General features: G+C 25.4%; 12 protein-coding genes. All 12 read left to right on the top strand.

The annotated features are described in order from the left end of the window. Positions 1-74: 74 nt before the first annotated feature. Positions 75-347 (top strand): putative dsRNA-binding protein, encoded by a 273-nt coding sequence (locus HGAG_RS11945; RefSeq protein WP_244263806.1) that lies wholly within the window; start codon positions 75-77, stop codon positions 345-347. Continuing rightward, positions 340-1,416: an elongator complex protein 3 gene (locus tag HGAG_RS03695; RefSeq protein ID WP_019117976.1), complete on the top strand. Its 1,077-nt coding sequence runs from the start codon at positions 340-342 to the stop codon at positions 1,414-1,416. Before HGAG_RS11945 ends, HGAG_RS03695 begins: the two co-directional genes overlap by 8 nt. Then, positions 1,403-2,794: an AAA family ATPase gene (locus HGAG_RS11600; protein ID WP_019117975.1), complete on the top strand. Its 1,392-nt coding sequence runs from the start codon at positions 1,403-1,405 to the stop codon at positions 2,792-2,794. The genes HGAG_RS03695 and HGAG_RS11600 overlap by 14 nt, the downstream gene beginning before the upstream one ends. A 178-nt stretch (positions 2,795-2,972) precedes the next feature. Beyond that, positions 2,973-4,931 carry a coiled-coil domain-containing protein gene (locus HGAG_RS11595; protein ID WP_341871711.1) on the top strand — a complete coding sequence of 653 codons (1,959 nt, stop codon included), beginning with the start codon at positions 2,973-2,975 and terminating at the stop codon, positions 4,929-4,931. An 11-nt stretch (positions 4,932-4,942) separates the two neighbouring features. Further along, a complete protein-coding gene (gene def / locus HGAG_RS03680; RefSeq protein ID WP_004838558.1) occupies positions 4,943-5,407 on the top strand; it encodes a peptide deformylase in 465 nt (154 codons plus the stop codon). Then, positions 5,379-6,338 (top strand): methionyl-tRNA formyltransferase, encoded by a 960-nt coding sequence (gene fmt / locus HGAG_RS03675; RefSeq protein ID WP_051008242.1) that lies wholly within the window; start codon positions 5,379-5,381, stop codon positions 6,336-6,338. The genes def and fmt overlap by 29 nt, the downstream gene beginning before the upstream one ends. Position 6,339: 1 nt before the next feature. Beyond that, the gene (rsmB, locus tag HGAG_RS03670; RefSeq protein WP_019117971.1) at positions 6,340-7,620 is read left to right on the top strand and encodes a 16S rRNA (cytosine(967)-C(5))-methyltransferase RsmB; all 1,281 of its coding nucleotides are present in this window, start codon (positions 6,340-6,342) and stop codon (positions 7,618-7,620) included. Then, positions 7,617-8,648, top strand: a complete 1,032-nt coding sequence (rlmN, locus tag HGAG_RS03665) for a dual-specificity RNA methyltransferase RlmN (RefSeq protein WP_026074041.1) — start codon at positions 7,617-7,619, stop codon at positions 8,646-8,648. Before rsmB ends, rlmN begins: the two co-directional genes overlap by 4 nt. A 2-nt stretch (positions 8,649-8,650) precedes the next feature. Beyond that, a complete protein-coding gene (locus HGAG_RS03660) occupies positions 8,651-9,379 on the top strand; it encodes a Stp1/IreP family PP2C-type Ser/Thr phosphatase (protein WP_019117969.1) in 729 nt (242 codons plus the stop codon). Between the two features lie 7 nt (positions 9,380-9,386). Continuing rightward, entirely contained in the window at positions 9,387-11,390 is a 2,004-nt protein-coding gene (pknB, locus tag HGAG_RS03655) for a Stk1 family PASTA domain-containing Ser/Thr kinase (RefSeq protein ID WP_019117968.1), read from the top strand. After that, positions 11,387-12,250: a ribosome small subunit-dependent GTPase A gene (gene rsgA / locus HGAG_RS03650; RefSeq protein ID WP_019117967.1), complete on the top strand. Its 864-nt coding sequence runs from the start codon at positions 11,387-11,389 to the stop codon at positions 12,248-12,250. The genes pknB and rsgA overlap by 4 nt, the downstream gene beginning before the upstream one ends. Beyond that, complete coding sequence (rpe, locus tag HGAG_RS03645) at positions 12,244-12,906, top strand: ribulose-phosphate 3-epimerase (RefSeq protein ID WP_019117966.1); 663 nt, start codon at positions 12,244-12,246, stop codon at positions 12,904-12,906. The genes rsgA and rpe overlap by 7 nt, the downstream gene beginning before the upstream one ends. Positions 12,907-12,920: the final 14 nt, after the last annotated feature.

The raw sequence follows: 12,920 nt of genomic DNA, 5'->3' as shown, positions 1-12,920 counted from the left end.
AAGCAGATACTTTTGAGGCTTTTTGTGCTGCTATTTATCTTGATGCAGGGTATGATTTTCTAAAAGATTTTTTAATGAAAAATTATTATGAAATTGTAAAAGAACTTCTAGAAAATGACTTGCTTTTTATTGATTACAAAACAAAATTACAAGAATATTTTAACAAGACAAACAGAATAATTTTAAAATATAAACTTGTAAAAGAAGAAGGACCAGAGCATAATAAAACATTTTATATGGAAGTTTCAGCCAAAAATAAAAAACTTAGCACTGGCAAGGGAAAAAATAAAAAAGAAGCTGAACAAATGGCAGCAAGAATCGCTTATAAGAAGTTGACAAATGAGTAAAAAAGAATATATAATACCAATTTTTATACCATTTTTGGGTTGTCCCCACGATTGTGCTTTTTGCAATCAAGTCAAAATTACAAATTATAAGGACAATATAAATAAAGAAAATACTATAAGGCAAATTAATCAATACTTATCATATTTTCCAAAAAATGAAAATCTTAAAGAAATTGCATTTTTTGGTGGCTCATTTACAGGTCTTGATGAAAAAGTAATGATTTCTTATCTTGAAATTGCACTTAATTATAAAAAGAAGGGAATTATTGATAGAATCAGATTATCCACAAGACCTGATTATATAAATAATTCTATTCTTGATATATTAAAAAAATATGAAGTTGATGTAATTGAACTTGGAATACAATCGCTTGATAATGAAATATTAAATGCAAATGAGAGAGGTCATAGTAAAGAAGATTCAATTATGGCAAGCAAATTAATAAAAGATTATGGTTTCAAATTAGGTCATCAAATCATGCCTGGTCTTTATAAGGATTCTTTTGATAAAGCTATCAAAACAGGATTAGAGTCTATAAAAATGAATCCTGATATGGTAAGAATATATCCAACTTTGGTTATAAAAGATACAAAACTTGAAAAATTATATAAAGAAGGTTTATATAAAGCTCTTAGCTTGGATGAAGCTATTGAAATATCTAGTAGGCTTTATATGATTTATTCATACAAAAAAATTCCAGTAATAAGAATAGGACTTCAACCAACAGAAAATATAAATGAAAAAAAAGATGTTGTTGCAGGGCCTTTTCATCCTTCAATTAGACAATTGGTTGAAACAAATATTCACAAAATTTATTTGGAAGAATTAATAAATAAATATAGGCTAAAAGATAAGATAAAAATTCATATATCAAACAGAGAAATTTCAATAATAGCTGGAAATAAAAAAGCAAACAAAAATTATTTTTACAAAAAATATGGCTTGATTATAAATTTTGAAAATGATGAAAATAATTTTATAGAGTATGAGGATAAAAAAATCTCCTATGATATTGAAAATTTTATGAGAGAATTTGTAGAAAAAACTTACGGTGGTGATTTATATTAGATTAGAAAGTGTTGAACTTAAAGGATTTAAGTCCTTTGCTAATAGGACAAAAATAAAATTTGATAATCAAATAACTGCTGTAGTTGGTCCAAATGGTTCTGGGAAATCAAATATAGCAGATGCCATAAAATGGGTTTTAGGTGAACAATCAGTAAAATCTTTGAGAGGAAAGAAGATGGATGATGTAATCTTTCAAGGAGCTGATGATAAAAAACCTATGAATATGGCGGAAGTAAATCTTTCATTTAATAATAAAGATAGGGCTTTGTCTAGTGACTATGATCTTGTAAAAATTTCTAGAAGAATTTTTAGAAATGGCGACAATGAATATAGGTTAAATGGAAAAAGAGTAAGACTTAAAGATATAAAAGAATTATTTTTGGATACAGGTATTGGGAAAGAAGGATATTCTGTAATAGGTCAAGGAAGAATTGATGAAATTTTAAATTCATCAAATCAAGAAAGAAGAAATATTTTTGAAGAAGCAAGTGGAATTGCAACTCACAAATATAGAAGAGAAGAATCCCTAAAAAAACTATCTAAGGTTGATGAAGATCTTGAGATAATCCAAAGAGAATGGGACTACAAAAATAAGGATAAAAATAAGCTTGAAATTGAAGCGAAAAATTTTGAAAAATATACTGAAATTGAAAGCTTGCTTAATGAAAAAGCATATTTATTTTATGCAAATAAATCAAAGTCTTTAAACGAAAAAAATAAAGATTTAATTGAACAAATTAAAATTTTAAAAAATAATCAAGAAGAAAAAACTAGAGAATTTGATAAAATAAATGAATCATTATTGCCGATAGCAGAAAATATCAGAGATTTAGAAAATAAATATAAAAATCTTAACCAAAGTATTTTAGATAATGAAAAAAATATTGATAAGTACACTAATAAGATAAATCTTGATAGGCAAAAATTGTCTTATAATAAAAAAGATTTAGAAAGAAATAACAGTGATTTTAAATCTTATGATGAGAAATTTAAAAATTATGAGCTTTCACTAAAAAACCAAAAAGATAAGCTTGAAAATACGAAAAATGTAATAAGGAATTTAGAAGAAAAAAATAGAAAATTATCTGAGAAAAAAGATGAAAGTATTGCTTTATTATCTTCAATACAAAAAGAAATTGAAAGATTAAAAAAAGAAGGCGAAGATTTAAATAAATTAATATATGACTATGATATAGATCAAAAAACAAGAACAATTCTTGAAAAACAAAGATTTGAAAATAACAAGATAATCAATGAAAAAATTCAAGAATTAAATTCTGATTTGTCAAATATTAGCAAAGATTTAAATGAATTGGAAAAAGAAAAAGAAAATCTTTCAAAATATATTGAAGAAAAAATACAAATCTTGAAAAAATAAAAGAAAAAATTTTAAATGAAATAAATAAAAAAGATGATTTGGAAAAAGCAATTAACCAAAACAAGCTTTCTTGCAAAGAAGAAATATCAAATTATAAGATACAAAAGTCTTTGATGGAAAGAAATGAAGGGTATTTTTATTCTGTTTCAGATTTTTTGAAAAAACCAAAAATACAGAGATTGAAAAATTATATATAAATACCCTAGCAAATCTTATAACTGTAAAATCAGGTTATGAAGAGATAATTGAAAATCTTATAGGTCAAGGGCTTCAAAATATTGTAACATGGTCAAAAAAAGATACTAGGGAGATAATTAATTTTGTAAATAAAAATAAGCTTGGCAGAATTACATTTTTACCTTTGGATTCAATAAAACAAAATAAAAAAGCTAGAGTTGAAGAAAAAGAAGTTATAGCTATGGCTTATGATTTGGTTAGTTTTGATTCAAAACTTGAAAATATTATTAATCATTTTCTTTCTAATACAGTTGTTGTAAAAAATATAGACGATGCTGTAAGCTTATCAAATAAAATTAAGGGGTATAGGATAATTTCTTTAAATCTTGATTTAATTAATACTTGGGGTTCAATGGTTGCCGGAGTTAATAAGGCTAGAAAATCAAATATTAATATCCTAAATAGAAATAAAAAAATAAATGAAATTAAATCTAGGATAAATAAGTTAAGAAACGAGAGAAATGACTTATTAGAAAATTATAATTCTTTAAATATAGAATTAGAAGAAAATCAAAGATTAAGGCAAAAAAAAGAAGATGAATTAGTAAAAGCTAATGAGAATTTAATAGATATAAGGTCTATTTTTGACAAAAAAAATTATCAAAAGCAAAGTCTAATTCAAAGAATTGACGAGTTAAAAGAATCTTTGAAAGAATCAAAAGAAGAAGAAAATTTTAAAGATATAGAAAAAATCAAATTAAAACTTTCAAATGTAAAAAAAGAAGATGAGATTTTAAAGGAAAAATCTATTGAAAATAGCAAACTAATAAATGATTTATCCAACGAAATATTTAAAAACAAAAATAGTATTGAAATAAATACAAGAGATTTAAATATTTTAGAAAATAGGATAAGTGAAGATGAAAATAGTCTTTTGAATTTGAAACAAAATATAGAATTTAATCAAAAGATGAAAAAATCTTTAGAAGAAAGTTTGATAAATTTAGAAAAAGAAATAAGTGCTTGTGAAAATAAAGTTGTAGATACAAAAGAAAGAGTAAAAGAAGACGAGAAAAATAAAATAAAGATTTCTATGGAAATTGATGAGAAGAAAAACTCTAATCATAAGTTATTATCTCTATCTAAAAATATAGAAAATGAATTAAATGAATATTCTATGAAAATAGTGAAGTTTAATTACAAACTTGAAGCTATAAGCAAGGATTTGAAAAATTTAGAAGATGAAATTAGACCATTTATTTCAAAATCTCTAGAAGAATTAAAAGAAAATAATTACGAAAATTCTTCAAAGCAAATTAAAAAGGAAGAATTATTTAATCTTCAAAAAAAATTGACTCAAGTCGGATTTTTTGATGAAAATTCAAAAGAAAATTTTGAAAAAGCATACAAAGAATTTGAATTTTTAGATAAGCAAAAAATTGACCTTGAAAAGTCCAAAAAAGATATTGAAAAAATGATAAAAAAGCTTGAAGAAGATATGAAAGATGAATTTATCAAAAATTTCAATATAATTGATGAAAAATTTCAAAGGATATTTAAGGAATTGTTTATGGGAGGAAAGGCAAAGCTAAGCCTTGATTCAAATGATTTATTAGATGCGGGGATTGATATATCCGCTTGCCCTCCAGGAAAAAGTACAAAAAATATAAGCCTATTATCTGGTGGAGAAAAATCACTAACGGCTGTAGCTTTATTATTTGCAATATTTGAAACAAATCCTGCTCCATTTTCTTTATTAGATGAGATTGATGCGGCTATGGACGAATCAAATATAAAAAGATATATAGATTATTTAAAATCCTTATCTGACAAAACACAATTTATAATGATAACTCACAGACAAACTACCATGCAATTGGCAGAAAAAATTCATGGAGTCACAATTGGCGATGGTGGAATTTCAAAAATTTATTCAATAGATTTTGATGATGAAAAATAGAAGGAGAAAAAATGGCAATTAGAAATATAAGACAAGTTGGAGATCCTATTTTAAGAAAAACTTCAAAAGAAGTAAAAGAAGTTAATGATAGAATTAAAATTTTATTAGATGATATGGCAGAAACAATGTATAAGGCTGATGGAGTTGGACTTGCAGCACCACAAGTAGGACTTTTAAAAAGAGTTATAGTTGTGGATGTTAGAGATGAAGACGGTTTGATTAAACTTGTAAATCCAGAAATTATTGAAAAAGATGGAGAACAAGTTGGAGTTGAAGGATGTCTTTCGGTTCCAAATTTCAATGCAAATGTAAAAAGACCTGCCCATGTTGTTGTAAAATATTTAGACGAAAATGGAGATGAGAAAAAAATAGAAGCTGAAGGCCTAAAAGCTGTAGCTCTTTGCCATGAAATTGATCATTTAAATGGGATTTTATTTATAGATAATTATGAAGAGGAAGTTAAATTTGACGAATAAAATAAATATATGTTTTATGGGAAGTCCAAAGTTTTCACTAGAAACTTTGGATATTCTTAATAAAAACGAAAATATAAACCTAAGTTTAGTTGTAAGTGGAAAAGATAAAAAAAGAAATAGAAATAAATTTAAGCCAACAGTAGTTAAGCAATATGCTTTGGATAATAATATTGAAGTTGTTACTCCAGATAGTGTAAACACAGATGAATTTATAAATTTATTAAAAGAAAAAAATATTGATTATATAGTAGTAGTTGCTTTTGGTCAGTTGATAAAAGAAAAATTATTAGAAGAATATAAAAATAAAATAATCAACTTGCATCCATCATCTCTACCAAAATACAGAGGCTCTAGTCCAGTACAATTTAGCCTATTAAATGGTGACAAAAAAACTCATGCATCAGCTATGCTTATAGAAAAAGGAATGGATTCTGGAGATATTTTAAATCAAAAAGAAGTTGAAATAAAGGCTGAAGATGATTTTACATCTTTAAGTGAAAAACTATCAAAAATTGGAAGTGAAGTTATACTTGAGTCTGTATTAAATTATGATGAGTTTATGAAAAATAGAATAAAGCAAGATAATGACAAGGCAACTTTTACAAAAAAAATTACAAAAGAAATGGGAAAGATTGATTTTAATCAATCAAAAGAAGAAATAATAAATAAAATTAGAGCTTTTGTAGAATTTCCAAAAGCATATTTCTCATATAAAAATGAAAATGTAAAAATTTTAAAAGCAAGCCCAGTTGAAATTGAAAATCCAAAAATATCTTTTGTATATAAGGCTAACAAAAATGACAAAATTATTATTGGCTGTAAAAATGGTGGGATAATAATTGAAAAAATTCAATTTCCAGGCAAAAAAGCTATGGACACAAAATCTTTTTTACTTGGAAATGATTTTGAAGAAGGAATTTATTTAGGATAATATGGAAGATTTTAAATTAATATTAGATGGTCTTTATAGAATTTCCTACAAAAACGAAAAATCTACAGATATTATTAATGAAATAGCAAAAAAAGTAGAAGACATTTCCTATATAACAAAAAATATATATGGAGTTTTGGAAAATAAGTTATATCTTGAGTACATTTTGGCAAAATTGTCAAAAATAAAAGTGAAAAAATTGGACAAAAAAGTAAAACTTATTTTGTTAATTGGAATTTATAATATTCATTTTTTAGATAGAAAAAATTATGCAATAGTAAATGAATTAGTAAATCTTACCAAAAAAGTTTCTTTTAAATCAAAATCTTTTGTAAATGCTATTTTAAGATCATATATAAGAGATGAAAAAAATTTATCAAAAATAAATATAGAAAATGATGAAGAATTTAATTCGATAAAATATTCCATGCCTTTGTGGATTATAAAATATTTAAATGATTCATACGGGAAAGATTATACTCAAAAATTTTTAGATTCTTTAAATAAGGAAAGAAAATTATCTATAAGGATAAATAAAACAAAAATCACAAGAGAAAAATTAAAAAATCTTTTGGAAGATAAGGGATATATTGTAGAAGACTCTTTGATTTCGACTTTAAGCCTTGTAATTAAAAATCCTAAGTCTTTAGCAAGCACAGAAGAATTTAAAAAAGGATTTTTTACAATCCAATCAGAAGCTTCTATAAAAGTTTGTGAGATTCTTAATCCTAAAAAAAATTCAAATATTTTAGATATATGTGCAGCTCCAGGAACAAAGACATCTTTATTAGCTGAGCTTTGCGACAATTCATCAAAAATAATTGCGAATGATATTTCTTTTAATAAATTATCAAAAATAAATGAAAATATTAAAAGGTTGGGACTAAAAAATATAGAAATTACAAATTTTGATGCTAGTATTTTAAAGGAAGAATACAAAGAAAAATTTGATTATATTTTATGCGATTTGCCATGTTCTGGTCTTGGGGTTATGGATAGAAAACCAGAGATAAGATATAATAGGACTATGGAAGATGTTATTAGTCTTTCAAAACTTCAAAAAAATATTTTGGATAAGGCTTTTTTATATTTAAAAACAGGTGGGATTTTGGTATTTTCTACTTGTACAATTGGAAGTATTGAAAATAAAGATAATTTCAATTATTTATCTAAGAAAAAAAGGCTTAAAAATATAAAAATTAATGGAAAAGATTACTTGGAATTTAATAGTTTTGAAGATGAAACTGATGGATTTTTCTTTACGAAATTTGAAAAGATATGATTATGAAACAAACAATAAATGACAAAACTATCAAAGAATTAGAAGAAATTTTTTTAAATTTAGGATTTCAAAAATTTAGGGTAAAACAAGTTTTTAGGCAAATTCATGTAAATAAAATAAATGATTTTTCTAAAATGACTGATTTGTCAAAAGATATGAGGGAAAAATTAGATCAAATTTTCTATTTTCCAAAGATTAAAATTTTAAAAGAATTTAAATCTAACTTAGACAAAACAAAAAAATATTTATTTGAACTTGATGATAAAAATATTATTGAAGCTGTTTTTATGGAATACAATAATAGAAATACGATTTGTATTTCGTCACAAGTAGGATGCAAAATGGGATGCAAATTTTGTGCATCTACTAAAAATGGTCTTGAAAGATCTTTATTAGCATCTGAAATAATAGAAGAAATTTATCTTTTAGAAAGAGAAAATTCAGATATTAATAATATTGTTGTCATGGGAATAGGAGAGCCTTTAGACAATTTTTCAAATATAGAAAAATTTATTAAAATAATTACAGATGACAATGGAAGAAATTTATCTCACAGAGCAATAACAATTTCTACTGTGGGACTTGTTGATAAAATTTATAAGCTTGCAGATTTGGGATATGATATTAATTTGGCTGTTTCCCTACATTATGCTTTTGATAAAAAAAGAATGGAATATATGCCAAGTGCAAAAAAATATAAAATAAAAGATATTGTTAAAGCTTGTGATTATTATTTTGAAAAAACAAAAAGAAGAATTTCTTATGAATATGTTGTCATAGATGGGGTAAATAATTTAAAAGAAGACATTGATAAATTGGAGAAACTTTTTAAAGGTAAAAATATTCATATAAATCTTATTCCTTTAAATCCAATAGAAGAATTTAAATATTCAAAAACTAAGTCTAATGTAATGGATCAATTTCAAAAAAAATTATCAACTAGGGGTTTAAATGCAACTATAAGAAGATCAATGGGCTCAGATATTGATGCATCATGTGGACAACTTAGAAATAACTATGCGAGGTAGAAATGAAATTTAGTACTATTTCAAATATCGGCAAAGTAAGGAGCGAAAATCAGGATTATTATGGAAATCTTGATTTGGAAAATTATAGTTTTTTTATTGTAGCCGATGGTATGGGTGGATATAATGGAGGAGAAATTGCTTCAAAACTTGCAGCAAAATATTATTTAGAATATATAAAAAATTCTAATATTAAAGATTTTTCTTCTATTATTGACTTGCAAGAAGAAGCTTTACAAAGTGCAAATGATAAAATTTTTTCTTTATCAAAATCATACGAAGAATATGCAAATATGGGAACAACTGTAGTTTGTGTTTGCATAGATTATGAAAAAAAATCTTATCATATAACACACATTGGTGATTCTCGATGCTACATATATTCAGATAAAAAATTACAACTTATAACTAGAGATCATTCTTTGGTAAATGATCTTATAGATTCAGGCTCTCTTACAGAAGATGAAGCAGAAAATTTTGCAAATAAGTCTACTATAACAAGAGCAGTTGGAGTAGGAAGTAAAATCAGACCAGATTCTAGGTCTTTGGATATGAAAGATAGTGATATAATGCTTATGGTTACTGATGGTTTGACAAATGAAGTTAGTGATGTAGAAATAGAAGCTATTATTGCCAATAATTCTACTGCTGATAAAATTTCATCAAGCCTAGTTGATTTGGCGATTAAAAATGGTGGACATGATAATATCACTGTAACTACAATTTTGATTTGAGGTAAGTATGGACAATATTATTTTAGGTAATAGGTATAAATTGCAAGATCTTATTGGTGTAGGAGGAATGGCAAAAGTTTATAAGGCGACTGATAGACTTCTACAAAGAGATGTAGCAATAAAAATTTTAAAAGATCAATATGCTGAAGATGAAGAATTTGTAAAGAAATTTTCTAATGAAGCTTTATCAGCAGCAAGACTTACACATGTAAATATTGTGAGTGTTTATGATATAGGCGAAGATTTAATTGAAGGCAAAAAAATTCATTATATAGTAATGGAATATGTTGATGGAGAAACGCTAAAAGATAAAATTGATAGGGAAAAAAATCTATCTAATCATGATATAGTGGATTATTCAATTCAAATTGCACAAGCACTTAATCAAGCTCATTCATCAAATATTATTCACAGAGATATAAAACCACAAAATATTTTGATGGATAAATATGGCTTATTAAAAGTTACAGATTTTGGGATAGCTAGAGTTTCTACAAATGCAACTATCACTTACACATCATCAATTTTGGGTACAGTTCATTATATTTCTCCAGAACAAGCCAAGGGCAAATTTGTTGATGAAAAATCAGATTTATATTCTCTTGGTGTTGTTATGTATGAAATGGCAACTGGTAAAGTTCCATTTGATGCGGATAATTCAGTTGGAATTGCAGTTATGCATATCCAAGATGAACCAGAAAGCCCAATCAAATTAAATGAAAATTTATCTCCAAGATTAAATGACATAATAATGAAACTTCTTCAAAAAGATCCACAAGAAAGATTTAAAAGTGCTAAAGAATTAATTAGGGCATTAGAAGATAATTCTTATGATATAGGATATTTCAAAAAAGAAGATACAGCAAAAATTCAAAAACCAAAAGATGAAATAGAAGAAACATCTTTTATTCCTGTAGTTGAAAATAAAAAGAAAAAACAAAAACCTAAAAAAGAAGAAAATGAAGCTGTATATGTAACACCAACTGATGATTCGGATAAAAAATCTGAAAAAAAATCAAATAAAAGAAAGATTTTGCCATTTGTTTTGATGCTACTTGCTGTTATTGTGGCTGGATATTTTTATGCAAAATCAAAAGATTCAGACATGGTACAAGTGCCTACAGTTATAAATTTAAGTGAAGAAGAAGCTGTAGAAATTTTGGAAGAAAAAAATCTAAAGGCAAATGTATCTCGCTATGCAAATAGTTCTAATTACGAAAAAGGCAAGGTAATGGAACAAGATCCTAGTCCAAAAACAAAAGTTAAGAAAAACACAACTATAAATCTTGTTATAAGCCAAGGAAAAGAAGTTAAAGTTCCAAATCTTTCTGGCTTAACTTTAGATCAAGCTGAAGAAAAATTAAAAGAACATGATCTAGAATTAGGAAAAACAAATACAGAATATAGCGATAAGGTTGAAAAAGATAAAATTATTGAGCAAGATCCTGAAAAAAATGAAAAAGTTCAAGCAGGTAGTGAAGTTGATGTTACAATAAGTTTGGGAAAAGAAGAACCTGAAGTTAAAAATGTAAAAGTTCCTTATTTTATAGGCTCTTACGAAAAAGACGCAATCAATGTTGCAAAAGATGCAAATCTTACAGTAGAAAATATTTCTTATGAATATTCGGATGATTATAAAAAAGGAATTGTAATTGAACAATCTATTTCTGCTGGCACTCAAGTTGCTGAAGGCTCTAAAATTGATTTTGTTGTTTCAAATGGAAAAGATCCAAATAAAGATGACAGCAATGAAGAAAATCAAAATAAGCAAAAGCAAGTAAATGTAAAATTTACAATAAAAGGACCTCAAGATAAAGATAGTTTTAATGTAAAAGTTTATAAAATATCTGATAGTAACCAAAGAACAGATCTTTTATATAATGAAAATCATAGTTCATCAGAGCTTGATTCTAGTGGAAATATTAATTTAGATTTTAAATCTGTTGTAGGCACTAAAGTTGAGATTTTAGTAGATGATAAGTCTCAAGGAGTTTATGAAGTAAACAGATGATTGGTAAAATAATAAAATCACAAAAAGAAATATATTATGTTCTAACTGAACTTGACACTTTTATGTGCAAGGCTAGGGGAGTTTTTAGAAAAAAAAATATAAAACCTCTAGTTGGAGATAATGTAGAATTTGATGTTACAGAAAATTCTAAAGGCTATATTACAAAAATTTTAGATAGAAAAAATGAAATTAAAAGACCAAATATAGCAAATATTGACCAAATTTTATATTTTATTACTATAAAAAATCCTAGCCTTAATCTTTTTAATATTGATAAGTACCTAGCTATGTGTGAACATATAAATATTGATGTAGTAATAATAGTTTCCAAAAAAGATTTGGCAGATGATAAAGATTTAGAATTTATAAAAATGTATGAGAAAATAGGTTATAAATTGGTTTTTATTGACAATTATAATGATTTTCCTAAAAATGAAATTTTAAAAATTTTGGATGGAAAAACTTCTGCTGTTTCTGGATCATCTGGTGTCGGCAAATCTACTTTTTTAAATAATCTTGTAGAAGATGAAATAGAAATCGGCACGATTTCAGAAAAATCTAAGAGAGGGAAAAATACAACTAGACATATTGAGATTTTTAATTTAGGAAAAAATACAAATATTTTTGATACACCTGGCTTTGATAGTTTTGATATTGATTTTATTGATGATGAAAAAGATTTAAAATATTGTTTTAAAGAATTTGATAATAATTCTTGTAAATTTAATAATTGTAATCATATCAATGAACCAAAGTGTAAAGTTAAAGATGATCTTTTAAAAGGATTTGTTGAAAAAACTAGGTATGAAAATTATTTGTTGTTGTTTGAAGAAATAAAAAAAAGGAGACAAACATGGTAGAGATAGCCCCATCACTTTTATCAGCAAATTTTTCTAATTTGCAAAAAGATTTAGACGAATTGAAAAAATCTAATATTAAATATCTTCATATTGATGTAATGGATGGGAAATTTGTCCCAAATATTTCTTTTGGTTTTCCTATAATAAAAGCGATTAGAAAAGATAATGATTTTGTTTTTGATACTCACTTGATGATTGAAGAGCCTATAAGATATATTGAAAATTTTAAAAAATGTGGATCTGATATAGTTACAATTCATTATGAGGCTTGCTCTAATTTGGATGAAACTATTGAAAAAATTAAATCTTTTGGTATGAAAGTTGGTCTTACTTTTAAACCAAAAACTGATATAAATAAAATCATTCCATATTTAGAAAAAATTGATTTGTGTCTTATTATGAGCGTTGAACCAGGTTTTGGCGGTCAATCTTTTATGGAAGATTCTTTAGAAAAAATTAAAAAAATCAGAGCACTTATCGATGAAAAAAATTTATCTTGCCTTATTGAAGTCGATGGGGGAATTAAAGATTTTAATTTGAAAAAAGTAATTGATGCAGGTGTTGATTTGGTTGTAAGTGGTTCTGATATTTTTTCTAATAATGAAAATTCAATTTCTAGACAAGTTGAAAAATATAAAAAAATAATAAATGAATAAAAAAATAAAAATAA

The sequence above is a fragment of the Anaerococcus obesiensis ph10 genome (assembly GCF_000311745.1).
Classification (GTDB): Bacteria; Bacillota; Clostridia; order Tissierellales; family Peptoniphilaceae; genus Anaerococcus; species Anaerococcus vaginalis.
Note: the sequence above shows the minus strand (reverse complement) of the source record. Positions and strands in the feature narration are given on the sequence as shown.

What these genes read in the sequence shown, in the direction of transcription:
- HGAG_RS11945 (WP_244263806.1), top strand. Translation starts at nt 75, where the DNA reads ATGAAAAATTATTATGAAATTGTAAAAGAACTTCTAGAAAATGACTTG.
- HGAG_RS03695 (WP_019117976.1), top strand. Translation starts at nt 340, where the DNA reads ATGAGTAAAAAAGAATATATAATACCAATTTTTATACCATTTTTGGGT.
- def (WP_004838558.1), top strand. Translation starts at nt 4,943, where the DNA reads ATGGCAATTAGAAATATAAGACAAGTTGGAGATCCTATTTTAAGAAAA.
- fmt (WP_051008242.1), top strand. Translation starts at nt 5,379, where the DNA reads ATGAAGAGGAAGTTAAATTTGACGAATAAAATAAATATATGTTTTATG.
- rsmB (WP_019117971.1), top strand. Translation starts at nt 6,340, where the DNA reads ATGGAAGATTTTAAATTAATATTAGATGGTCTTTATAGAATTTCCTAC.
- rlmN (WP_026074041.1), top strand. Translation starts at nt 7,617, where the DNA reads ATGATTATGAAACAAACAATAAATGACAAAACTATCAAAGAATTAGAA.
- HGAG_RS03660 (WP_019117969.1), top strand. Translation starts at nt 8,651, where the DNA reads ATGAAATTTAGTACTATTTCAAATATCGGCAAAGTAAGGAGCGAAAAT.
- pknB (WP_019117968.1), top strand. Translation starts at nt 9,387, where the DNA reads ATGGACAATATTATTTTAGGTAATAGGTATAAATTGCAAGATCTTATT.
- rsgA (WP_019117967.1), top strand. Translation starts at nt 11,387, where the DNA reads ATGATTGGTAAAATAATAAAATCACAAAAAGAAATATATTATGTTCTA.
- rpe (WP_019117966.1), top strand. Translation starts at nt 12,244, where the DNA reads ATGGTAGAGATAGCCCCATCACTTTTATCAGCAAATTTTTCTAATTTG.